The following is a 22,156-nucleotide window of genomic DNA, read 5'->3' on the forward strand; positions in this document are numbered from 1 at the left end:
TGGCAACCGCCAAACGGGCATTTAATTGTCCCGTCAGAGCACGAAGCGTGTCACCAGCCCGTTGAGGTCGACAGCGAGGCGCGACAGTTCCTGACTGGCGGCAGACGTCTGGGTGGCGCCAGCGGCAGTCTGCGTCGACAGGTCGCGGATGGTCACCAGGTTTTCATCGACTTCCCGGGCCACCAGTGCCTGTTGCTCGGCGGCACTGGCGATCACCAGATTGCGCTGGTTGATCTGCGAGATCGACGCGGTGATTTTCTCCAGAGCCTGGCCAGCGCTGTTGGCCCGGCGCAGGGTGTGGCTGGCTTGCTCGGCGCTGCTTTGCAACGCGCCGACAGTGGCGCCGGTGCCTTGCTGGATGCTGCTGATCATCAGCTCGATTTCTTCGGTGGAGTTTTGCGTGCGCTGGGCCAGCGAGCGGACCTCGTCGGCAACCACTGCAAACCCACGTCCGGCCTCGCCGGCTCGCGCCGCTTCAATGGCGGCGTTAAGCGCCAGCAGGTTGGTCTGCCCGGCGATGCCGCGAATCACTTCCAGCACCTTGCTGATGTCCTGGGCCTGGGTCGCAAGGCCCTCGGCCTGTTCGGAGGCACCTAGCACGGCACTGACCAGTTCCTGAATCGAACTGATGGTCTCACTGACCTGCACATGCCCGTGCCTGCTGTCCTCGTTCGACGCTTGGGACGCCTCGGCGCTGGATACCGCATTGGCGGCCACTTCATCCACCGCCGTGCTCATCTCGGTGACCGCGGTGGCGGCCTGTTCGATCTGATCGTTCTGCTGTTGCAGGCCGCGGGTGCTCTGTTCCATCACCGAACTCATTTCTTCGGCGGCGGAGGCCAATTGTTGGGCCGACTCACTGATGCCGCGAATGGTCGAGCGCAGATTGCCCTGCATCTCGGCCAGCGCTGTAAGCAGTTGCGCCGCTTCATCCCGGCCCTCGCTGTCGATGCGGCCGCTGAGATCACCGGAGGCAATCCGTCGTGCCACGTTCAGCGCCTGATTGATCGGCGCTGTGATGCTGCGGGTCAGCCGCCAGGCCAGCAGCAACGTGGCAATCAAAGCGATGACGATAGTCGTGGCGACGATCCATAGCGCCTGCTGGTACATCGCCGCCGCGGATTTGGCCGCGGCATCCGCGCCTTGTTGATTGAGAGCGATCATTTGCTCCAGGGTCTTGTCGAGCACGCTGCCCTGGGGGGCCAGTTCATTGGTCAGACGCATGTAGGCCTGGTCATTTTGACCGGCGTCGATCTGTTTGAGGATCTGGTCGAGGATCGCCAGGTACTTGGCCGTATCTGCACCCAGGCCTTCCAGCATTGCCCGTTCCTGATCGTTGGCAATCAAGGCCTTGTGATCGTCGAGGCGCTTGAGCAGCTCCTGTCGCTGCGCCGTGAGAATACCTTTGCTTCGCTCGCGCACGGCAGCCTGGGTGCTGGTGATCAGGCGCAGGGATTCAAGGCGGATGCTGGCGATGTTCGCCGCTGTGTCATGAATGCTTTCGATGCTGGGCATCCATGATTCTTCGATCACGGCTGCGCTTTCGCGAAGGCCTTTCATCTGGCTCAGACCGAACAGGCCAACCACCACCAGCAGACTGGCCAGAACGGCAAAACACAAACTGGCGCGCAAACCGATGCGCAGATTCCGGATAGACATCAATGTGCTCCTTGGGCTTTGGGGGAGAGAGGTCGTCCTCGTGGGCCGAGGATCTTGTTGTGAGGCGGGGTAATGGCGGGCTGTATATCAAAGTGCCATCATCTTGGTAAGGGCAGACACCCGCCAACGTCGCAGACAATGGAAAGGAATGGACAAGTCTGGAAAAGCCGCGGGCTAGAGATGTCGTTGCTGGATTGGATCCGAAACCCAGTGAAATCGCGGGCTGGCGCGTTATCACGAAAAGAGCGCGGATGCCGCTTTGCTGACCGAACGGTCGATTAAAAAAACTTTGATAAAAACTGTGTCGTTGTACAACCCGGTCGCGGATTTGGCAGAAATTACGCTTCTCCTGTCCCCGGTTCCGTGGCTAAGCTCAGGCCTTCGAGCACAGATTCTCCAATTCCCGCAGAGGTCTCATCTATGCCGCAGCAATGGCCAGCCACCGACATCGCCCGCATGATCCTCGATGGCTTTGACGATTACCGCGAGCATTTTCGGCGGATCACCGATGGCGCCCGTGAGCGCTTCGAGCAGGCGCGCTGGCAGGAGACGCAAACCGCGTCGGCGGCGCGGATCAACCTCTACGAAGACAAGGTCGGCGAAACCGTCGCGCGCCTGCGCGAGTATTTCGAGGCGGACACGCTGATGGATGTCAGCTGCTGGCCGCTGGTGAAAAGCGCCTACATCAGCATCATCGACCTGCGCTTCGACGATGAGCTCTCCGAGACCTGGTACAACTCGATCTTCTGCGGACTGTTCAGCCACGACCTGATCAGCGATGGCTGCATGTTCATCCATACCACCCGGCCGAGCCTGCGCCGTGCCCGGGCCGCACAGACCCGCACCTACAAACCCCATGGGCAGTTGTCGGGCATGCTCGCGAGCATCTTTGCCGATTACCGTTTCAGCGAAGATTACGCCGATCTGCCCCGGGATCTGCAGCGTCTGGAAGCGCAACTGCGCGAGAACCTGCCGGACTGGGTGTGCAAGGATCCGGAGCTGAGCGTCGAACTGTTTTCCTCGGTGCTGTACCGCAACAAGGGCGCCTATCTGGTCGGACGCATCTACACCAACGACGATCAGTGGCCGCTGGTGATTCCGCTGCTGCACCGCGAGGGGCGGGGGATTCAGATCGACGCGCTGATCACTGACGAAGCCGATGTGTCGATCATCTTCTCGTTCACCCGTTCGTATTTCATGGTGGATGTGCCGGTGCCGGCGGAGTTCATCGGCTTTCTCAAGCGCATCCTGCCGGGCAAGCACATCGCCGAGCTGTACACCTCGATCGGCTTCTACAAGCACGGTAAATCCGAGTTTTACCGCGCCCTGATCAATCACCTGGCCAACACCGACGATCAGTTCATCATGGCCCCGGGCGTGCGCGGCATGGTCATGAGCGTGTTCACGCTGCCGGGTTTCAACACGGTGTTCAAGATCATCAAGGACCGCTTCTCGCCATCGAAAAACGTCGATCGCGCCACGGTGATCGAGAAGTACCGACTGGTGAAAAGCGTCGACCGTGTCGGGCGCATGGCCGATACCCAGGAGTTCGCTGATTTCCGCTTTCCGTTGAGCAAGTTCGATCCGGCGTGCCTGGCCGAGTTGCTGGAAGTCGCGCCGTCCACGGTGTCGCTGGAAGGCGAAACCGTGCTGATCCGCCACTGTTGGACCGAACGCCGGATGACCCCGCTCAACCTCTATCTGGAAAACGCCAACGAAGCCCAGGTGCGCGAGGCGCTGGAGGATTACGGGCTGGCGATCAAGCAACTGGCGGCGGCCAACATCTTCCCCGGCGACATGCTGCTGAAGAACTTTGGCGTCACCCGTCATGGCCGGGTGGTGTTCTACGACTACGACGAGATCTGCTTCCTCACCGAAGCCAACTTCCGCCACATCCCGCCACCGCGCACGCCGGAGGACGAAATGGCTTCCGAGCCGTGGTATTCGATTGGACCGCTGGACGTGTTCCCCGAGGAGTTTCCGCCGTTTCTGTTTGCCGATGCCAAGCAGCGCAAGTTGTTCGATCAGTTGCATGGTGAGCTGTACAACGCCGATTACTGGAAGGGCCTGCAGGAGGCGATCCGGGCGGGGAAAGTCATCGACGTCTTCCCGTATCGGCGCAAGGGCCTGGATAACGAGTGACTTTCTGGAATTGCTTCGCAATTCATCGCGAGCAGGCTCGCTCCCACATTTGATCGCGCTGTGCACCGGTTTTATGGTCGCTGGAGATTCAGGGTGGGAGCGAGCCTGCTCGCGATCGGCCGCGCAGCGGTCGTAAAATCTGCGACAATCGCGTCCTTGCGCCACTAGACGACCGAATTGCGTACCCGATGACCGACGAATCGCCCTCCATCGACAAACTGCTGAAAAACCTCGATCACGCCATGCTCGCCGACCGCCACCGGCTGCGGCGGCAGTTGCTTGAGCTGCGCAAGAAACCCGACGAGGCCAAGCTGGCCCAGTGGGTGGCGCGCATGCAGGCGTCCTGCGATCAGGTGCTGGCGCGCAAGGCCAGCCTGCCGGTGATCCGTTACGACGACAGCCTGCCGATTGCGGCCAAGCGCGACGAAATCAAGAAGGCCCTGGAAAAGCATCAGGTGTTGATCATCGCCGGCGAAACCGGCTCGGGCAAAACCACCCAGTTGCCGAAAATCTGTCTGGAGATCGGTCGCGGCCAGCATGGTCTGATAGGCCATACCCAGCCCCGTCGAATCGCAGCACGCAGTGTGGCCAGTCGGGTCGCTGAAGAACTCGGCACGCCGCTCGGCGCACTGGTCGGCTATCAGGTGCGATTCGAGGATCAGAGCGATTCCAATACGCTGATCAAACTGATGACCGACGGCATCCTGCTGGCGGAAACCCAGAACGACCGTTATCTCGAACGCTACGACACGATCATCGTCGACGAAGCCCACGAACGCAGCCTCAACATCGACTTCCTGCTCGGTTACCTGAAAACCCTGCTGCCGCGTCGTCCGGACCTGAAGGTCATCATCACTTCGGCGACCATCGATCTGGAGCGCTTCTCCAAGCATTTCGATGATGCGCCGATTGTCGAGGTTTCCGGCCGCACTTTCCCGGTTGAAACCTGGTATCGCCCGCTGACGCTTGAGCAGGACGAAGAGGGCAACCGCGTCGAAGACGACCTGACCGTGGATCAGGCGATCCTCGCCACCCTCGACGAAATCGCCGCATACGAGCGCAGCGAGCGCCGCAGCCCTGGCGATGTGCTGGTGTTCCTGCCCGGCGAGCGTGAGATTCGCGACGCCGCCGACATGCTGCGCAAGGCCCAGCTCAAACACACCGAAATCCTGCCGTTGTACGCGCGTCTGTCGCCGGCCGAGCAGCAGCGGATTTTCCAGTCGCATCCGGGGCGTCGTGTGGTGCTGGCGACCAACGTCGCCGAAACCTCGCTGACCGTGCCGGGCATCCGTTACGTGATCGACAGCGGCACCGCGCGCATCAGCCGCTACAGCTACCGCGCCAAGGTCCAGCGGCTGCCGATCGAAGCGATTTCCCAGGCCAGCGCCAACCAGCGTAAAGGTCGTTGCGGCCGGGTCGAGCCGGGTATCTGCGTGCGCTTGTACAGCGAAGAGGATTTCCTTGGTCGCCCGGAATTTACCGACCCGGAAATTCTGCGTACCAACCTTGCGGCGGTTATTTTGCAGATGCTCCATCTGCGCCTCGGCGAGATCACGGATTTTCCGTTCATCGAGCCGCCGGACGGCAAGGCGATCAGCGACGGTTTCAACCTGCTGCAAGAACTCTCGGCGGTGGATCGCAACAGTCAGCTGACCCCGCTCGGCCGCCAGCTGGCGCGCCTGCCGGTGGACCCGCGTATGGGCCGCATGTTGCTTGAAGCGGCAAAGCTCGGCAGCTTGCAGGAAGTGCTGATCGTGGCCAGCGCCATGTCGATTCAGGACCCTCGCGAGCGTCCGCCGGAACGCCAGCAAGCCGCCGATCAGGCCCACGCTCAGTGGAAAGACGTCGATTCGGACTTCGCCGGGCTGGTCAATCTGTGGCGCGGTTTTGAGGAGCAGCGCCAGGCACTGACCGCCAGCCCGCTGCGCAACTGGTGCCGCAAGAATTTCCTCAACTACCTGCGCCTGCGCGAGTGGCGTGATTCCCATCGCCAGTTGAGCCTGATCTGCCGCGATTTACAGTTGAGCGTCAATAAAGAGCCGGCGGATTACCCGAAACTGCACAAAGCGGTATTGGTCGGCCTGCTCAGCCAGATCGGGCAGAAAACCGAGGACGGCGACTATCTTGGCGCCCGTCAGCGGCGGTTCTGGATTCACCCCTCGTCGGGCATTGGCAAGAAGCGTCCGCAATGGGTGATGACCGCCGAACTGGTGGAAACCACCAAGCTCTACGCACGGATGGTGGCGAAGATCGACGCCGACTGGATCGAACCGCTGGCCGGGCATCTGATCAAGAAGAACCACTTCGAACCGCACTGGGAGAAGAAGCGCGGCCAGGTCGTTGCGTTCGAACAGATCACCCTGTTCGGCCTGATCGTGGTTGGCCGTCGACCGGTGCATTACGGCCCGGTGGATCCGGTGGTCTCGCGGGAGCTGTTCATCCGCGAAGGCCTGGTGCGGGGCGAGATCCAGTCCCGGGCCAAGTGCCTGACCGCCAACAAGCAATTGCTGGAACAACTCGACGAACTGGAAGCCAAGGCTCGCCGCCGGGACATTCTGGCCGACGAGGAAACCCTCTTCGGGTTCTACGACGCGCGACTGCCGGCGGAGATTCACCAGACCGCGACGTTCGATAGCTGGTATCGGGTCAACAGCCAGAAAGATCCGCAACTGCTGATCATGCGCGAGGAAGACGTGCTGGCCCGCGAAGCCAGCGAAGTCACCGCTCAGCATTACCCGGACACGCTGCACATCGGCGATCTGGAGCTGGCCCTGAGTTACCACTTCGAACCGAATCACCCGCGCGACGGCGTGACCTTGCGTGTGCCGGCGCCGCTGTTGCCGATGCTGCCACCGGAGCGTCTGGAGTGGCTGGTGCCGGGGCTGATCGAGGCCAAGTGCATTGCGCTGGTGCGCAACCTGCCAAAAGCCTTGCGCAAGAACTTCGTGCCGGTGCCGGACTTCATCAAGGCCGCGCTGCAACGCATGACCTTTGCCGAAGGTTCGTTGCCGCAAGCGTTGGGTCGTGAGCTGCTGCGCATGACCGGTGCGCGGGTCAGCGACGAAGCCTGGGCCGAAGCGGCGCAACAGGTCGAAAGCCATCTGCGGATGAACCTGGAAATCGTCGACGGCCAGGGCAAGTTCCTTGGCGAAGGACGGGATCTGGCGGAGCTGACCGCACGTTTCGCCGAAGCCAGCCAGGCCGCATTGGCCGTGCCGCAGAGTGCGAAAAGTCAGCAACCGGTGGAGGCCAAGGTCTTCGCGCCGGTGGCGCAAAAGACTCAGCAGAAGATCGCCGGACTGTCGATGACGGTCTATCCGGCGCTGGTGGAAGAGGGCGGCACCGTCAAGGAAGGTCGCTTCTCGACGCCGGCCGAGGCCGAGTTCCAGCATCGCCGCGCCTTGCAGCGCCTGTTGATGCAGCAACTGGCCGAACCGGCCAAGTTCCTGCGCGGCAAGTTGCCGGGCCTGACCGAACTGGGTTTGCTGTACCGCGAGCTGGGTCGGGTCGATGCGCTGGTGGAAGACATTCTGCTGGCCAGCCTCGACAGCTGCATTCTCGACGGCGAAGACCCGTTACCTCGCGACGGCGCAGGCCTGGCGGCACTGGCCGAGCGCAAGCGTGGCAGCTGGACCGAGCACGCCGAGCGGGTGGCACGTTTGACCCTGGAAATTCTCAAGCTCTGGCACGGTCTGCAAAAGCGCTTCAAGGGCAAGATCGATCTGGCTCAGGCGGTGGCGTTGAACGACATCAAGCAGCAGCTCGGTCATCTGGTGTATCCGGGCTTCGTCCGGGAAACGCCGATGGTGTGGCTCAAGGAGTTGCCGCGTTACCTGAAAGCGGTCGAACAGCGTTTCGAGAAGCTGGGCGCGCAGGTTCAGAAGGATCGGGTCTGGAGCGGCGAACTCGCCGGCCTCTGGACGCAATACCAGACCCGCGCCGCCAAGCATGCCCAGGAAGGTAAACGCGATCCGCAGCTTGAGCTGTATCGCTGGTGGCTGGAGGAGTACCGGGTTTCGCTGTTCGCTCAGCAGTTGGGGACGAAAGTGCCGATCTCCGACAAGCGTCTGAACAAACAGTGGACGCAGGTCGAGGCCTGACCTCCGATCCTGCAAAAGGCGCCAAAAGCCAAGGTTTATGGCAAACTTCGCGCCTATAAACGCCGGCCCCGCGGTTTTGAGCCTTCTCTACTGCGGGCGAGGTCGGAATAAAGCGATGCCAGGTTTTTGCGTCCCTTGATACGGGAATGGACCCTTTGCGTGTTGGCACGTCGGTGCCAGCACTTTCTGCCTGAACAGATTAGAGAAACGACCATGCATAACGTCGTCATCAGCGGCACCGGCCTGTACACCCCGGCCAACAGCATTTCCAACGAAGAGCTGGTGCAGTCTTTCAATACCTACGTCGCCCGGTTCAACGCGGACAATGCTGACGCCATCGCCAGCGGCGAGATTCAGGCTCTGACCGAATCCAGCGCCGCGTTCATCGAAAAAGCCTCGGGCATCAAGAGCCGCTTTGTCATGGACAAGGACGGCATCCTTGATCCGCAGCGCATGGCGCCACGCTTGCCGGAACGTTCCAACGACGAATGGTCGGTGCTCTGCCAGATGGCCATCGGTGCTGCCGAGCAAGCCTTGCAGCGCGCCGGCAAGACCGCCGCCGACATCGACGGTGTGATCGTCGCCTGCTCCAACCTGCAGCGCGCCTATCCGGCCATCGCCATCGAAGTCCAGGAAGCACTGGGCATCCAGGGTTTCGGTTTCGACATGAACGTTGCCTGCTCGTCGGCGACCTTCGGCATCCAGCAGGCGGCCAACACCGTGCAACTGGGCCAGGCCCGGGCGATCCTGATGGTCAACCCGGAAGTCTGCACCGGTCACCTGAATTTCCGTGACCGCGACAGCCACTTCATCTTCGGAGACGCCGCAACCGCCGTCGTCATCGAGCGTGCCGATACGGCGACGTCGAAACACCAGTTCGACGTGGTCAGCACCAAACTGCTGACCAAATTCTCCAACAACATCCGCAACAACTTCGGCTTCCTCAACCGTGCAGCGGAAGAGGGCATCGGTGCCCGCGACAAGCTGTTCGTGCAGGAAGGCCGCAAGGTATTCAAGGATGTCTGCCCGATGGTGGCCGAACTGATCGGCGAGCATCTGCAAGAGAACAAGCTCAACGTCGGTGACGTGAAGCGCTTCTGGCTGCACCAGGCCAACCTGAGCATGAACCACCTGATCGTGCGCAAGTTGCTGGGCCGCGAAGCGACTGAAGAAGAAGCCCCGGTGATTCTCGACACCTACGCCAATACCAGCTCCGCCGGTTCCGTGATCGCATTTCACAAGTATCAGGACGATCTGGCGGCTGGTTCGCTGGCGGTGCTGAGTTCGTTCGGCGCCGGCTACTCGATTGGTAGTGTGATTCTGCGCAAGCGTTGAAATTAAGGTTAATTTCCTCTTAATCGCGTTGATCTTTCCTACAGCCGGATCAACTGCAACGCTGTAATTTTCGAGGGTGACGGCAGGGTGGTGCGTTGAGCGCCATCCTGCCGTTATCATTTTCGAAGTCAGGACAAGGGGATTGAGGGATGGCGGCTGACGACACCCAACTGCTGGCACGTTTGCTGGCTGGTGAGCAGAAGGCTTTCAAGGAACTGGTCACGACCTATCAAAGCGCCATGCGCGCGGTAGCCTATGCGATTGTCGGCCAGCGCCACGTCGAGGAAGTGGTGCAGGACGCCTGGCTGTCGGTGGTGCGCCATATCGGCAGCTTCGAGGGGCGCTCCAGTCTCAAGACCTGGCTGCTGACCATCACCGCCAACTCGGCCAAGGGTCGTTACAAGCAGAACCGCCGCGAAGTGCTGATGGATGATCTGCCGTCGCCCCACGGCACCATCGACGACGACCGTTTTTCCACCGGCGACGGCCATTGGCTGATCGCCCCGTTCGCCTGGCATCAGGACACCCCCGAAGCGCTGCTCACCGAGGGTGAGTTGCGCGAATGTCTGGAGCACACGCTGCTGAGCCTGTCGGAACTGCAAAGCAGTGTGCTGGTGTTGCGCGAGCGCCAGGGCCTTGAACTGGAAGACATCTGTAATCTTCTGGAAATCTCGCTCTCCAATGTCCGTGTGCTGCTGCATCGGGCACGTTTGAAGGTCTTCGCGACCGTGGAACATTTTGAGGAGACAGGCGAATGTTGACCTGCAAGGAGCAAGTGGCACGTTCCAGCGATTATCTCGATGGCCAGTTGAGCTTTCGCGAGAAGTTGTTGGTGCGTCATCACCTGATGTTCTGCCCCAATTGCCGGCGTTTCATTCGTCAGATGCGTCTGATGCAGGCGACATTGCGGGTGATGCCGGAGAAACCGGATGAGGGTGTGGATGCGTTGGCCGAGCGTTTGGCGGCACAGCGGCGAAAAGACAGTCCCTGAGGCAAAAAACAGCCCGGCGTAACAGCGGCGAACGGATGATGGGGGTCGCTGCTGCACCGGGCTGTAGGAGAAAAGCAGCTTCAAGCGACAAGTGAGGCATTCACTCGCGGCTTGAAACCTGGCATTGCTGTTTTAGAACTTGGCTTCGGCATCCAGTTGCAGCGTGTTGATGTCGGAGTCGGTCTTCTTGAGGCTGGCGTTGGTGTAGTCCGAGTTAGCCATGAAATACGTGGCGCCCAGGGTGAAGTTCTTGTCCAGCTCGTAGCTCACTTTCAGCTTGCTGCCGCGCGAACCGGTGTAGCCGTTGGCGAAGTCGGAGTCGGTGAAGGCACCCACCACCGCGTTACGCTGTACGTCGCGATAGTTGTAGTCGACGCCGAAGCCGTAAACCTTGGTCTTCACGCCGGCCAGCCAGCCAGTGTCCTGGTCGTTGCTGGCGTCTTTGTTGTTCACGTACTGACCGTAGATCGACAACGGAACCGGCAGGTTGGCGATGTCCAGTTGACCGAAGCCTTCATACAGTTTGAAGGTTTCGTTCGGGCTGTTGCCGTTGACGGCCAGGGCGCATGGCGCGGTCACGGTGCCGCTGGTAGGGCAGGCGCTGTTCTTGTCGTTGTCGTAGGAATAGATGCTGCCGCCCAGGGTCAGTTTCAGGCTGTCGGTCAGTGCGAAACGACCGCCCAACTGGCCAGCGTACAGACGCAGGTCGTGCTTGAACTGCACGCCTTCGCCGTCGACGTTGTCCTTGAGGGTGTAGTGACCGGCGCTACCGAACAGCTCGGTGCTACCGCTCAGTGGGTACTTGTAGGTAACGGCCAGGCCTTCCGGGTTGATGTCGCTGTCCCAGATGATGTCGCCCATGCTCACCCATGGCTGGTTCATTTTACCGGCGATCAGGTGCAGGTTCTTGACCGCGTCAGGGTGGTAGTCGACGTAGCCCAGGTCGAGCCAGATCTGCTTCTTGTCGAAGTAGTTGTTCAGGTCCTGGTTGGTGGAGCGGGCGTCGTCGCTGCTGCCGGTGGCGATACGGATACCGGTATCAACCTGCGGGTTGATTTCGGTGTAGGCACCCAGACGGGCACGAATGCGCTGACGGTCCTGGTCCTTGGCGTTCGGTACGCCGTCGTTCTTCACGGTTTCCTGGCGGAAACGTACGTCGCCCTTGAACTGGGTCTTGGCAGCCCAGGCGAGTTTCTGGTCGAAGCTGCTCAGCTCGTTGGTTTTCTTCGCGGTTGCCGCGATTTGCTCGTTGGTCTCTTGCTGCGCCTGCTGCGCGATTTGCTGGGCCTTCTGATCCTGGGCCAGTTCGGTTTGCAGCTCTACGTACTGCGCCTGGGTGATGGAACCGTTAGCCTTGAGCATGTCGAGCAGTTTGGCGTCGACTGCGGCACTGGCCGGAACACTCATGGCCAGCAACAGGCCACCGCACAGGGCCGCCGCAGTTTTCGTGGAAGCAAGACGCATAGCATTCTCCGAAGATGAGAGGGATGGCTGAACCATCCTGGGCACAACCGACAATTTGAAGGTCGGAAAACTGTGTCCGGGTAGAACCCGGCGCTCTAAAAACAGGCGCCAGTATCGCGATGGTTTATGACAGAGCAGTGGCACGGTGATGGCAGGTTGATGACGATACAAACCCTCCGTGAACTATTGATCCAGAGCGCTGTCGCGCAATCGGACGTGGGCAAGACGGGGGCGATCAGCGATACTCGCGAGGCTTTCAGGGTCAAAAGTGGAGAGGAAAATGCCGTTGCAGCGCCTGCAAAAACTGTCGGAAATCGAACCGGCGTTCTGGGATGCACTGGTGCCGGAAAACCAACCGTTTCTGCGCCACGCCTTCCTCGGTGCACTGGAGGACAGCGGCAGCGTCGGCCCGCACACCGGCTGGCAGCCGGAACATTTGCTGCATGTGGAAAATGGTCGTCTGATCGCGGCGCTGCCCGCGTATCGAAAGTGGCATTCCTACGGCGAATACGTCTTCGATCACGGTTGGGCCGACGCCTGCGCTCGCGCTGGCATCGATTACTACCCCAAGTTTTTGAGTGCGGTGCCGTTCAGCCCGGTCACCGGGCCACGCCTGTTGGCGGCGAACGTCGAGGATGGGTTTGAACTGCTCAAGAGCCTGCCGGGTTATCTGGAAATCGAAGAACTCTCCGGCGCCCACATCAACTTCACCGATGCCTTTACCGATGCCGCCATGGCCGAGCAGCCGGGCTGGCTGCAACGCATCGGCTGTCAGTACCACTGGCAGAATCGCGGCTATCGCGACTTTCAGGACTTTCTCGACGTGCTCAGTTCGCGCAAGCGCAAACAGATGCGCAAAGAGCGCGAGCAAGTGGCGGGGCAGGGGTTCGAATTCGAATGGCTTGAGGGCAGAGAGCTGGACGAAGCACAGTGGGATTTTGTCTACGCCTGTTACGCCAACACCTACGCGGTACGCCGGCAGGCGCCGTACCTGACCCGGGAGTTCTTCAGCCTGCTGGCAGAGCGCATGCCGGAATCGATCCGCGTCGTGCTGGCCCGGCAGGGTTCAAGGCCTGTGGCGATGGCATTCAGCCTGGTGGGCGGCGACAGTTTTTACGGGCGCTACTGGGGATGCCTGGCCGAGTACGACCGGCTGCATTTCGAAACCTGTTTCTACCAGGGCATGGACTACGCGATTGCCCAGGGTTTTCAGCGTTTCGACGCCGGCGCCCAGGGCGAACACAAACTGATTCGCGGGTTTGAACCGGTGATCACTCACTCCTGGCATTACCTTCGCCATCCCGGTTTGAAAGCCGCGGTCAAAGACTTTCTGCACCAGGAGCGCGCCGGTGTACTGGCCTATGCCGAAGAGGCGAGGAGCGCCTTGCCGTATCGGCAAGCCTGATCCTCGCCACTGCCCTCAACTGTCGTCCTTGCCCAGCCAGCGATAGACCACACCGCCCACCACCGCGCCCAGCAGCGGCGCGACCCAGAACATCCACAGTTGCGCGATCGCCCAGCCGCCGACCATCAGCGCCGGGCCCGTGCTGCGGGCCGGGTTGACCGAGGTGTTGGTCACGGGAATCGAGATCAGGTGGATCAATGTCAGGGCCAGACCGATGGCGATCGGTGCCAGTCCCGCAGGGGCGCGTTTGTCAGTGGCGCCGAGGATGATGACCACGAACATGGCGGTCATGACCAGTTCGGTGACGAACCCCGATGCCATGGAGTATTTGCCCGGCGAGTGTTCGCCATAACCGTTGGAGGCCAGGCCTGCGGCGATGTCAAAACCCTCCTTGCCGCTGGCAATGTGATACAGCAGCGCCGCTGCCAGAATCCCGCCGATCACCTGGGCGATGATGTAGGCGGGCAGTTCTTTGGCCGGGAACCGGCCGCCGACGACCAGACCAACCGACACGGCCGGGTTGAGGTGACAGCCGCTGATATGGCCGATGGCAAACGCCATGGTCAGCACCGTCAGACCAAATGCCAGGGCGACCCCCAGCACGCCGATACCCAAGGGTGAGGACGCAGCGATCACCGCGCTGCCACACCCGCCTAACACTAACCAGAACGTACCCAACAACTCCGTGGCCGAACGTTTTAACAGAGACATGAGAGTGTCCTTGATAGACGCGCTATCGAGACTGTATCGAATTGTGCTTCCTTGCAATTACGACAGGTTCATCTCCAGAACCTTCGCTGAGTACAGCAGGGAATGCGGGGATTTCCAGCAGGCATGAAAAAACCGCCAGAGCCCGTGGTGGAAGGGCTGTGGCGGTTTTTTGTTGGTCGCAGGATCAATCGATGCCGACAAACCCTCCGGTCTGGTGCGCCCATAGCCGTGCGTACAATCCACCGTGGGCCAGCAGTTCGGCATGGTTGCCGGTTTCGGCGATCCTGCCGTTCTCCAGCACCACCAGCCGATCCATGCGGGCAATGGTCGAGAGGCGGTGGGCGATGGCAATTACGGTCTTGCCCTGCATCAGGGTTTCCAGGCTTTCCTGGATCGCCGCTTCGACTTCCGAGTCCAGTGCCGAGGTCGCTTCGTCCATGATCAGGATCGGCGCGTCCTTGAGCAGCACCCGGGCAATCGCGATCCGCTGGCGCTGGCCGCCGGATAGCTTGACGCCGCGCTCACCGACATGGGCATCGAATCCGGTGCGTCCTTCGGCATCCGACAGCAGGGGAATGAACTCGTCGGCGCGGGCCTTGTGCACCGCTTCCCAGAGTTCGGCGTCGGTGGCGTCAGGCTTGCCGTACAGCAAGTTGTCGCGGATCGAACGGTGCAGCAACGACGTGTCCTGAGTGATCATGCCGATCCGCGCACGCAGGCTCTCCTGGCCGACTTCAGCGATATTCTGGCCATCGATCAGGATCCGCCCGCCCTCGACGTCGTACAGACGCAACAGCAGGTTGACCAGGGTCGACTTGCCGGCGCCGGACGGGCCGATCAGACCGATTTTCTCGCCGGGTTTGATGGTCAGGTTGAGGTCGCCGATGATGCCTTTCTTCTTGCCGTAGTGAAAATCCACGTGCTCGAAACGCACTTCGCCACGGGCCACGGCCAGCGGTTTGGCCTGTTCGTGATCGGTGACGCTGACCGGTTGCGAGATGGTCTGCAGACCGTCCTGGACCATGCCGATGTTTTCGAAGATCCCGGTGACCACCCACATGATCCAGCCGGACATGTTGACGATGCGGATCACCAGGCCGGTGGCCAGGGCGATGGCGCCGACGGTGATCAGCGACTGCGACCACAGCCACAGCGCCAGCGCGGTGGTGCCGACGATCAGCAGACCGTTCATGGTGGTGATCGCCACGTCCATGCTGGTGACCACACGGCCGGCCATCTGGGCCTTTTCGGTCTGCTCCTGCATCGCTTCGCGGGCGTAATGCTGTTCGAAATTGGTGTGGGCGAACAGCTTCAGGGTGGCGATGTTGGTGTAGCCATCGACGATCCTGCCCATCAGTTTCGAACGCGCGTCAGACGCTGCGACGGAGCGGTCCTTGACCCGTGGCACGAAGTAGTAGAGCGCGCCGATGTAGGCGGCGATCCAGGTCAGCAGGGGGACCATCAGGCGCCAGTCGGCTTCGGCGAACAGCACCAGCGAACTGACCGCGTAGATCAGCACGTGCCACAACGCATCCACTGCCTGCACGGCGGAGTCGCGCAGCGAGTTGCCGGTCTGCATGATGCGCTGGGCGATGCGCCCGGCGAAATCGTTCTGGAAGAAGTTCAGGCTCTGCTTGAGCACGTAGCTGTGGTTCTGCCAGCGAATCATGCTGGTCATGCCCGGGCTCAGCGTCTGGTGCACCAGCAGGTCGTGCAGGCCGAAGAAGATCGGACGCAGCACCAGCGCAACCACTACCATCCAGGTCAGTTCCAGGGCGTGGTCGCTGAAGAAGTTCGGGTTGGGGGTGCCTTGGGCCAGGTCGATGATGCGGCTCAGGTAACTGAACAGCGCCACTTCGATCAGGGCGGCGAACAGGCCGACCACCAGCAGGGCGGCGAAACTCGGCCAGACCTGCTTCAGGTAATAGGTATAGAAGGGCAGAACACGGTTCGGCGGAGCCGCCGTAGGAGCGTCACGGAATATGTCGATCAGTTGTTCGAAACGGCGATAGAGCATCAGATAACCGCCCGGAGCACGGGCTCTCCTTTTATCAGTGTGAGCGGCGCGATGGGTGATCGGCGCCGCTCGATATGCCCTGTAAAGCTTAGTCGATGCGCTTGGCCGACTTGATGATCACAGGGTCGACAGGCACGTTTTGCATGCCCTGTTTGGTGGTGGTCTGGGAGTTGACGATGATGTCGACCACGTCCATGCCCTTGACCACTTTGGCGAACACCGCGTAACCGGCGTCGCGGCCCGGATCGAGGAAGGCGTTGTCGGCCACGTTGATGAAGAACTGGCTGGTGGCCGAATCCGGGTTGGAAGTACGGGCCATCGACAGGGTGCCACGAACGTTGTGCAGACCGTTGCTGGCTTCGTTCTTGATCGGTGCCTTGGTTTCTTTCTGTTGCATCTGCTGGGTGAAGCCGCCGCCCTGAGCCATGAAGCCCGGGATCACGCGGTGGAAAATGGTGTTGGTGTAGAAACCGCTGTCGACGTACTCAAGGAAGTTCTTGGTACTGATCGGCGCCTTGACCGGGTCCAGTTCGATTTCGATCTGGCCGTTGGTGGTGTCCAGCAGCACGTGCGGCGCTTTTGCCGGCGTGGCAGCCATCAGGTTGGCGGCGAACAGCACGGTGCCGGCGGCGAGGGCGAGTTTTTTCAGCATGGGTCAGTGATCCTGAGGGTGATTATCGGCTGTGGCGAGGAACTCCAGCAGCGTTTGATTGAAGCGTTCGGGCTGATCGAGCGGGGTGGCATGGCGAGAATCGGCGATCACCACCAGCCGCGCATCGGGCAGCAGTCTGACATAGGTTTCTTTCAGCGAAACGGGGGTGTAGTCCCGGTCGGCGCTGACGACGAGGGTTGGACAGGTGACCCGGCAAAGGCGTTCCTGAACCCCCCAGCCAACAATCGCATCGAAGCTGGCGAGATAAGCACGTTTGTCGTTTTTTGCCCAGCGTTCGGCCATCTTCTGTCGCAAATCCGCCTGTTCCGGTTTGGGGAACAGCTTGGCACCCAACGCCTTGCCAATGGTCGCCAGGCTGAGCAGGCGCATCAGGCTCCAGCGCTTGAACCACTGCCAGTAATCGTCGCGGCTGCGCACCTTGACCTCGGGCGCGCTGTTGACGATGGTCAGGCTCTTGAGCATCTGTGGCTGATCGACGGCGAACTGGAAGCCGATCATGCCGCCCATGGACAGCCCGACGTAATGCACCGGGCCGAGCTTCAGGTGCTCGATCAGGGCGAGCATGTCAGCGCTGAACCCGGCGATGCTGTAGCGTTCGCGGGGCTTGTCGGAGCGGCCGTGACCGCGCACATCCGGGACGATCACCCGGTAATGCGCGGCGAGTGCCGGAATCTGCATTTCCCAGTCCAGGGTGCTGGAACCGAGCCCGTGAACCAGCAGCAACGGATCGCCGTGGCCATATTCCTCGTAGTGCAGGTTGCAACCTTCATGCTCGAAATACGCCATGGGTGAACTCCGTGTCAGGCTTGTTCAGGGGCGGCGAACGGTGCGTCCAGCGGCAGGGTGTCGAAAGTGCGCAGCAGTTCGATAAGGATTTGCGTGGCTGGACCCAAGGGTTTGTCCTTGTTCGAATACAGATAGAAACTGGAGTTGCGATTGCCGCCCCTGTCCAACGGTAGCAGCTTGAGTGAGCCGTCTTTCAGTTCCCGCTCGATCATGTGTCGGGGCAGCCAGGCGAATCCCAGGCCACTGCTGACAAACGTCGCCGCCGTGGCGAGACTGCCGACGGTCCAGCGCTGTTCGGCGCCGAGCCAGCCAACGTCCCGGGGTTGCTGGCGGCCGGAGTCGCGGATTACCACTTGCATCTGGGTTTCCAGGTCCTGGAAATTCAGCTCGCGGTTCAGCCGGTGCAGGGCGTGTTCGGGGTGGGCAACGGCGACGAACTCCACGTCGCTCAATTCCGCGCCGAGGTAACCGGGAATGCTCAGTCCGGTGATGGCCAGATCGGCCACACCTTCGAGCAACACTTCTTCGACGCCTGACAGCACTTCCTCACGCAGACGCACGCGGCAGCCGCGGCTTTGGGGCATGAACGCGGTCAGCGCGCGAACGAGGCGGGCAGTCGGGTAGGCGGCATCGACCACCAGCCGCACCTCGGCCTCCCAGCCTTGCTCCATATGATGGGCGAGGTCTTCCAGTTGGCTGGCCTGTTTCACCAGTTGCCGAGAGCGTCGCAGCAACACGCCTCCGGCCTCGGTCAGCACCGCCTTGCGGCCGTCGATGCGCAGCAACGGCACACCGAGCTGATCCTGCATGCGGGCGACGGTGTAGCTCACCGACGATTGCGAACGGTGCAACGCTTCGGCGGCCTGGGCGAATCCGCCATGGTCGACCACCGCCTGCAACGTTCGCCATTGATCAAGGGTCACGCGGGGCGCTTTCATCGATAGCTCCTCTTGTCCTAAGCTGGCTGTCCCTCATGGAGACTGCCGAATGAAAAAATTCTGTTGTGTGGTGCTGGCGCTGCTGCCGCTGACCGCGTTTGCGTATCCGATCGATGTGCAGAAGAATCTCAATGGCCTGAAGATCGACTACGAGTCTTATGACACCGATAAAGACATCGGCTCCATCCGGGTCGCCAACTACGGCGAGGTCGACGCGGTCTGCAAAGTCGTGTTCAGCAATGGCCCGGAAGCGCCGCGAACCCGCAATATTGAAGTGCCGGCCGGCAAACACACCAATGCCACCGCCAAGTTCTCCCGCGAGATCATCAAGCTGCGCGTCGAACTGAGCTGCAAACCGAAATAACCGGCCCCAATCCTGTGGGAGCAGGCTCGCTCCCACAGGGCACAGGTTGCATATAAACGAATATTTCGATGGTTTGCAGCAATTATTTGCGCTTTTTGATCGATATGACTCTGTTTAACCTTCACTCCATCGACTTACAACATTCTCGGATGGAGGCTACACAACATGTCCCGCGTTCTGATCATCGAAAGCAGCGCCCGCCAGCAAGACTCGGTTTCCCGTCAACTGACCCAGACCTTCATCAGTCAGTGGAAAGCGGCGCATCCGGACGATCAGATCACCGTTCGTGACCTCGCCGTGAACCCGGTGCCACACCTGGACATCAACCTGCTGGGCGGCTGGATGAAATCCGCCGAGCAGCGCAACGACAGCGAGCAGTCCTCGCTGGACCGTTCCAACGAATTGACCGATGAATTGCTCGCCGCCGACGTGCTGGTGATGGCCGCGCCGATGTACAACTTCGCCATCCCGAGCACCCTGAAAGCCTGGCTCGACCACGTACTGCGTGCCGGTGTGACCTTCAAGTACACCGAAACCGGCCCGCAAGGCCTGCTCAGCGGCAAGCGTGCCTACGTGCTGACCGCCCGCGGCGGCATCTACGCCGGTGGCCCGGCGGATCATCAGGAACCGTACCTGCGTCAGGTGATGGGGTTCATCGGCATCCACGACGTGACCTTCATCCACGCCGAAGGCATGAACCTGGGCGGCGACTTCCAGGAGAAAGGCCTCAACCAGGCCAACGCCAAACTGTCCCAGGTCGCTTGATATGTTAATCGCCAGATAATCGCCGATTGTTCTAGTGACCTGGCGCAACCCCTTCAAGGCTCTACGCGCATCGAACCTCCCTTTGCACTTGTTGCTCCTGAGTGCTGCAGCCCGATTGAACGCTTTAGCGAGATCGGGCTTTTTTTTGCCCGGGATTTAGCGATGGCCGGCAAAAAACGCTATCGTCGCCGCCATTCGAAATCGAGGCGAGCATGGGCTATCTACTTTTTGTCACGCTGATCCAGGCGTTTTCCTTCAGTCTGATCGGCGAATACCTGGCCGGTCATGTCGACAGCTACTTCGCGGTGCTGGTGCGTGTGGTGCTGGCCGGGCTGGTGTTCATTCCGCTCACCCGCTGGCGCTCGGTGGAGCCGGCGTTCATGCGCGGCATGCTGCTGATTGGCGCGTTGCAGTTCGGCGTGACCTACGTTTGCCTGTACTTGAGCTTCCGGGTACTGACGGTGCCGGAAGTGTTGCTGTTCACGATCCTTACGCCACTGCACGTGACGCTGATCGAAGACGCGCTCAACCGACGCTTCAACCCGTGGGCGCTGATCGCCGCGCTGGTGGCGGTGGCGGGGGCGGCGGTGATTCGCTACGACCGGATCAACCCGGACTTCTTCATGGGCTTTTTGCTGCTGCAACTGGCGAACTTCACCTACGCCGCCGGGCAGGTGCTGTACAAACATCTGGTGGCGAAACACCCGAGCGATCTGCCGCATTACCGGCGCTTCGGTTTCTTCTACCTCGGCGCACTGGCGGTGGCGTTGCCGGCGTTCCTGCTGTTCGGCAAATCCAACTTCCTGCCGGAAGCGCCGCTGCAATGGGGCGTGCTGGTGTTCCTCGGTCTGGTCTCGACCGCGCTTGGTTTGTACTGGTGGAACAAGGGCGCCTGCCTGGTCAACGGCGGCACCCTGGCGGTGATGAACAACCTGCACGTGCCGGTGGGGTTGCTGCTGAACCTGCTGATCTGGAATCAGCACGAAGAACTGGGGCGGTTGTTCCTTGGTGGCAGCGTGATTCTGGCGGCGGTGTGGATCAGCCGGTTGGGGATTCGCCAGGCGCCAGTTGCTCCACCAGAAACTCGATAAACGCCCGGGTCTTCTGCGGCACCCGTCGCGCTGAGGAATACACGGCATTGATGGTGATCGCCGGGGCCTGCCATTCGCACAGCACCGGCACCAGCCGCCCGGCCGCCAGCGCTTCTTCGACGATGAAGTCCGGCAGCAGCGCAATGCCCATGCCGGCCTCGGCCGCTTGCGCCAGCAGGTCGCCGTTGTTGGCGTGCAGCGGCCCGGTCACGTTGACCCGCTGCGTCTCCTTGCCGTTGCACAGTTGCAGGCTGACGCCGCTCTGCAGATAGCCGTAGTTCAAGCATTGATGCGAGCGTAGATCCTGCGGGGTCTGCGGCGCGCCTGCGCGTTCGAGGTAAGCGGGGGAGGCGACCATGATCCGCGGCGCCGGCGCCAGTTGCCGGGCGATCATGGTCGAGTCGGGCAGGCTGGCGATACGGATGGTCACGTCGAACCCACCGCGCACCGGATCGACCTGCTGGTCGCTGAGCACCAGTTGCAGCTCGATGTTCGGGTGCTGCTCGTGGAACAGCGGAATCAGCTTGCCCAGTCGCCGCAGGCCGAACGACATCGGCGCGTTGACCCGCAACACCCCGCGCAATTCACCCACCCCGTCCCGCGCCCGCTGCTCGGCCTCGTCCAGTGCCGCAATCACTTCCCGCGCCGCTTCGAAATATTCGGCACCGGCCTCGGTCAGGTGCAGGCTGCGGGTGGTGCGTTGCAGCAGCTGCACGCCGATGGCTTCTTCCAGCGCCTGAATCTGTTTGCTGACTTTCGAGCGGGGCACGTCCATGGCCCGGGCGGCGGCCGCGAAGCCGTTCTCGCCGACCGTCACCACGAAGGCGCGCATGCATTCGATGCGATCCATGATTGTCCCTATTTTAGAATCAATGATTCTCGATTTTAGGGAATTGTCCCTTTATCGGCTAGCCCCTAAAGTGACATCCAAGCCGAGACAACAACGCCGAAGACGGCCAGACACTCGACTCACCCATTACCCGATCGAAACTCTAAATCGACATCAAAAGGAACGCGCCATGTCTATCCGTGAACTGCTGAACCCAACCAACTCCGCCCTGATCCTGATCGACCACCAGCCACAAATGGCTTTCGGCGTACAGTCGATCGACCGTCAGACCCTGAAGAACAACACCGTCGGCCTGGCCAAGGCAGCGAAGATCTTCAACGTGCCGACCATCTACACTTCGGTCGAAACCGAAAGCTTCAGCGGCTACATCTGGCCGGAACTGCTGGCGGTGCACCCGGAGCAGAAACCGATCGAGCGCACCTCGATGAACTCCTGGGAAGACAAGGCGCTGGTTGACGCAGTGAAGGCCACCGGTCGCAAGAAACTGATCATCGCCGCACTGTGGACCGAGGTCTGCCTGACCTTCCCGGCCCTGGAAGCCCTGGCCGAAGGCTACGAGGTGTACATCGTCACCGACGCGTCCGGCGGCACCACCAAGGAAGCTCACGACATGTCGGTACAGCGGATGATTCAGGCCGGCGCAGTACCGGTGACCTGGCAGCAAGTGCTGCTCGAGTACCAGCGTGACTGGGCGCACAAAGACACTTATCAGGCGGTGATGGACCTGGTGCTGGAACACAGCGGCGCTTACGGCATGGGCGTCGATTACGCCTACACCATGGTGCACAAGGCGCCGCAACGGCAGGCCAAGTAATTTAGGGAAACGATGCAAAACCTGTGGGAGCCAGCCTGCTGGCGATTGCAG

The 22,156-nt window shown here is 61.1% G+C and carries 18 protein-coding genes; 10 read left to right on the forward strand and 8 right to left on the reverse strand.

Going from position 1 to position 22,156, the window contains the following annotated elements; genetic code table 11:
- Positions 1 to 33 precede the first annotated feature (33 nt).
- Positions 34 to 1,659, reverse strand: coding sequence for a methyl-accepting chemotaxis protein (locus NE357_RS07220; RefSeq protein WP_169429297.1), 1,626 nt, complete (start codon positions 1,657 to 1,659; stop codon positions 34 to 36).
- A 420-nt stretch (positions 1,660 to 2,079) separates the two neighbouring features.
- On the opposite strand from NE357_RS07220, the gene aceK reads away from it, so the two are divergent.
- From aceK to NE357_RS07245, 5 genes are all read left to right on the forward strand, one after another.
- Positions 2,080 to 3,801: a bifunctional isocitrate dehydrogenase kinase/phosphatase gene (aceK, locus tag NE357_RS07225; protein WP_169429298.1), complete on the forward strand. Its 1,722-nt coding sequence runs from the start codon at positions 2,080 to 2,082 to the stop codon at positions 3,799 to 3,801.
- A 188-nt stretch (positions 3,802 to 3,989) separates the two neighbouring features.
- Positions 3,990 to 7,901 carry an ATP-dependent RNA helicase HrpA gene (gene hrpA, locus NE357_RS07230; protein WP_169429299.1) on the forward strand — a complete coding sequence of 1,304 codons (3,912 nt, stop codon included), beginning with the start codon at positions 3,990 to 3,992 and terminating at the stop codon, positions 7,899 to 7,901.
- Between the two features lie 213 nt (positions 7,902 to 8,114).
- The gene (locus tag NE357_RS07235) at positions 8,115 to 9,236 is read left to right on the forward strand and encodes a beta-ketoacyl-ACP synthase III (RefSeq protein WP_169429300.1); all 1,122 of its coding nucleotides are present in this window, start codon (positions 8,115 to 8,117) and stop codon (positions 9,234 to 9,236) included.
- A gap of 149 nt (positions 9,237 to 9,385) precedes the next feature.
- Positions 9,386 to 9,997, forward strand: a complete 612-nt coding sequence (locus NE357_RS07240) for an RNA polymerase sigma factor (protein ID WP_169429301.1) — start codon at positions 9,386 to 9,388, stop codon at positions 9,995 to 9,997.
- Positions 9,991 to 10,227: an anti-sigma factor family protein gene (locus NE357_RS07245; protein ID WP_169429302.1), complete on the forward strand. Its 237-nt coding sequence runs from the start codon at positions 9,991 to 9,993 to the stop codon at positions 10,225 to 10,227. The genes NE357_RS07240 and NE357_RS07245 overlap by 7 nt, the downstream gene beginning before the upstream one ends.
- Positions 10,228 to 10,359: 132 nt before the next feature.
- Here the strand turns inward: NE357_RS07245 and NE357_RS07250 are convergent, their stop codons facing one another.
- The gene (locus NE357_RS07250; protein WP_169429303.1) at positions 10,360 to 11,691 is read right to left on the reverse strand and encodes a putative porin; all 1,332 of its coding nucleotides are present in this window, start codon (positions 11,689 to 11,691) and stop codon (positions 10,360 to 10,362) included.
- 280 nt (positions 11,692 to 11,971) lie between these two features.
- Here NE357_RS07250 and NE357_RS07255 point away from each other — a divergent pair, with 280 nt between their 5' ends.
- Positions 11,972 to 13,096 (forward strand): GNAT family N-acetyltransferase, encoded by a 1,125-nt coding sequence (locus NE357_RS07255; protein ID WP_169429304.1) that lies wholly within the window; start codon positions 11,972 to 11,974, stop codon positions 13,094 to 13,096.
- A 15-nt stretch (positions 13,097 to 13,111) separates the two neighbouring features.
- Here the strand turns inward: NE357_RS07255 and aqpZ are convergent, their stop codons facing one another.
- The 5 genes from aqpZ to NE357_RS07280 all read right to left on the reverse strand — a co-directional run bounded on the left by aqpZ (position 13,112) and on the right by NE357_RS07280 (position 18,221).
- Positions 13,112 to 13,807, reverse strand: a complete 696-nt coding sequence (gene aqpZ / locus NE357_RS07260; protein WP_169429305.1) for an aquaporin Z — start codon at positions 13,805 to 13,807, stop codon at positions 13,112 to 13,114.
- 184 nt (positions 13,808 to 13,991) lie between these two features.
- A complete protein-coding gene (locus tag NE357_RS07265; RefSeq protein WP_169429306.1) occupies positions 13,992 to 15,824 on the reverse strand; it encodes an ABC transporter ATP-binding protein in 1,833 nt (610 codons plus the stop codon).
- Between the two features lie 88 nt (positions 15,825 to 15,912).
- Positions 15,913 to 16,476: a peptidylprolyl isomerase A gene (locus tag NE357_RS07270; RefSeq protein ID WP_007956541.1), complete on the reverse strand. Its 564-nt coding sequence runs from the start codon at positions 16,474 to 16,476 to the stop codon at positions 15,913 to 15,915.
- 3 nt (positions 16,477 to 16,479) lie between these two features.
- Positions 16,480 to 17,283 carry an alpha/beta fold hydrolase gene (locus NE357_RS07275; protein WP_169429307.1) on the reverse strand — a complete coding sequence of 268 codons (804 nt, stop codon included), beginning with the start codon at positions 17,281 to 17,283 and terminating at the stop codon, positions 16,480 to 16,482.
- A 14-nt stretch (positions 17,284 to 17,297) separates the two neighbouring features.
- Positions 17,298 to 18,221 carry a LysR family transcriptional regulator gene (locus NE357_RS07280; protein WP_169429308.1) on the reverse strand — a complete coding sequence of 308 codons (924 nt, stop codon included), beginning with the start codon at positions 18,219 to 18,221 and terminating at the stop codon, positions 17,298 to 17,300.
- 49 nt (positions 18,222 to 18,270) lie between these two features.
- On the opposite strand from NE357_RS07280, the gene NE357_RS07285 reads away from it, so the two are divergent.
- The 3 genes from NE357_RS07285 to NE357_RS07295 all read left to right on the forward strand — a co-directional run bounded on the left by NE357_RS07285 (position 18,271) and on the right by NE357_RS07295 (position 20,441).
- Positions 18,271 to 18,585 (forward strand): 3-phosphoglycerate kinase, encoded by a 315-nt coding sequence (locus tag NE357_RS07285; protein WP_169429309.1) that lies wholly within the window; start codon positions 18,271 to 18,273, stop codon positions 18,583 to 18,585.
- Positions 18,586 to 18,750: 165 nt separating this feature from the next.
- Positions 18,751 to 19,350, forward strand: coding sequence for an FMN-dependent NADH-azoreductase (locus NE357_RS07290; RefSeq protein ID WP_169429310.1), 600 nt, complete (start codon positions 18,751 to 18,753; stop codon positions 19,348 to 19,350).
- 212 nt (positions 19,351 to 19,562) lie between these two features.
- A complete protein-coding gene (locus tag NE357_RS07295) occupies positions 19,563 to 20,441 on the forward strand; it encodes a carboxylate/amino acid/amine transporter (RefSeq protein WP_169429311.1) in 879 nt (292 codons plus the stop codon).
- Here the strand turns inward: NE357_RS07295 and NE357_RS07300 are convergent.
- A complete protein-coding gene (locus NE357_RS07300) occupies positions 20,389 to 21,291 on the reverse strand; it encodes a LysR family transcriptional regulator (RefSeq protein ID WP_169429312.1) in 903 nt (300 codons plus the stop codon). The two genes, NE357_RS07295 and NE357_RS07300, sit on opposite strands and share 53 nt — an antisense overlap.
- Positions 21,292 to 21,460: 169 nt before the next feature.
- On the opposite strand from NE357_RS07300, the gene NE357_RS07305 reads away from it, so the two are divergent.
- Positions 21,461 to 22,105, forward strand: coding sequence for a hydrolase (locus tag NE357_RS07305; RefSeq protein ID WP_085648570.1), 645 nt, complete (start codon positions 21,461 to 21,463; stop codon positions 22,103 to 22,105).
- Positions 22,106 to 22,156: the final 51 nt, after the last annotated feature.

It is taken from the genome of Pseudomonas sp. G7(2022), assembly GCF_052660475.1.

What these genes read in the sequence shown, in the direction of transcription:
- NE357_RS07220 (WP_169429297.1), bottom strand. Translation starts at nt 1,659, where the DNA reads ATGTCTATCCGGAATCTGCGCATCGGTTTGCGCGCCAGTTTGTGTTTT.
- aceK (WP_169429298.1), top strand. Translation starts at nt 2,080, where the DNA reads ATGCCGCAGCAATGGCCAGCCACCGACATCGCCCGCATGATCCTCGAT.
- hrpA (WP_169429299.1), top strand. Translation starts at nt 3,990, where the DNA reads ATGACCGACGAATCGCCCTCCATCGACAAACTGCTGAAAAACCTCGAT.
- NE357_RS07235 (WP_169429300.1), top strand. Translation starts at nt 8,115, where the DNA reads ATGCATAACGTCGTCATCAGCGGCACCGGCCTGTACACCCCGGCCAAC.
- NE357_RS07240 (WP_169429301.1), top strand. Translation starts at nt 9,386, where the DNA reads ATGGCGGCTGACGACACCCAACTGCTGGCACGTTTGCTGGCTGGTGAG.
- NE357_RS07245 (WP_169429302.1), top strand. Translation starts at nt 9,991, where the DNA reads ATGTTGACCTGCAAGGAGCAAGTGGCACGTTCCAGCGATTATCTCGAT.
- NE357_RS07250 (WP_169429303.1), bottom strand. Translation starts at nt 11,691, where the DNA reads ATGCGTCTTGCTTCCACGAAAACTGCGGCGGCCCTGTGCGGTGGCCTG.
- NE357_RS07255 (WP_169429304.1), top strand. Translation starts at nt 11,972, where the DNA reads ATGCCGTTGCAGCGCCTGCAAAAACTGTCGGAAATCGAACCGGCGTTC.
- aqpZ (WP_169429305.1), bottom strand. Translation starts at nt 13,807, where the DNA reads ATGTCTCTGTTAAAACGTTCGGCCACGGAGTTGTTGGGTACGTTCTGG.
- NE357_RS07265 (WP_169429306.1), bottom strand. Translation starts at nt 15,824, where the DNA reads ATGCTCTATCGCCGTTTCGAACAACTGATCGACATATTCCGTGACGCT.
- NE357_RS07270 (WP_007956541.1), bottom strand. Translation starts at nt 16,476, where the DNA reads ATGCTGAAAAAACTCGCCCTCGCCGCCGGCACCGTGCTGTTCGCCGCC.
- NE357_RS07275 (WP_169429307.1), bottom strand. Translation starts at nt 17,283, where the DNA reads ATGGCGTATTTCGAGCATGAAGGTTGCAACCTGCACTACGAGGAATAT.
- NE357_RS07280 (WP_169429308.1), bottom strand. Translation starts at nt 18,221, where the DNA reads ATGAAAGCGCCCCGCGTGACCCTTGATCAATGGCGAACGTTGCAGGCG.
- NE357_RS07285 (WP_169429309.1), top strand. Translation starts at nt 18,271, where the DNA reads ATGAAAAAATTCTGTTGTGTGGTGCTGGCGCTGCTGCCGCTGACCGCG.
- NE357_RS07290 (WP_169429310.1), top strand. Translation starts at nt 18,751, where the DNA reads ATGTCCCGCGTTCTGATCATCGAAAGCAGCGCCCGCCAGCAAGACTCG.
- NE357_RS07295 (WP_169429311.1), top strand. Translation starts at nt 19,563, where the DNA reads ATGGGCTATCTACTTTTTGTCACGCTGATCCAGGCGTTTTCCTTCAGT.
- NE357_RS07300 (WP_169429312.1), bottom strand. Translation starts at nt 21,291, where the DNA reads ATGGATCGCATCGAATGCATGCGCGCCTTCGTGGTGACGGTCGGCGAG.
- NE357_RS07305 (WP_085648570.1), top strand. Translation starts at nt 21,461, where the DNA reads ATGTCTATCCGTGAACTGCTGAACCCAACCAACTCCGCCCTGATCCTG.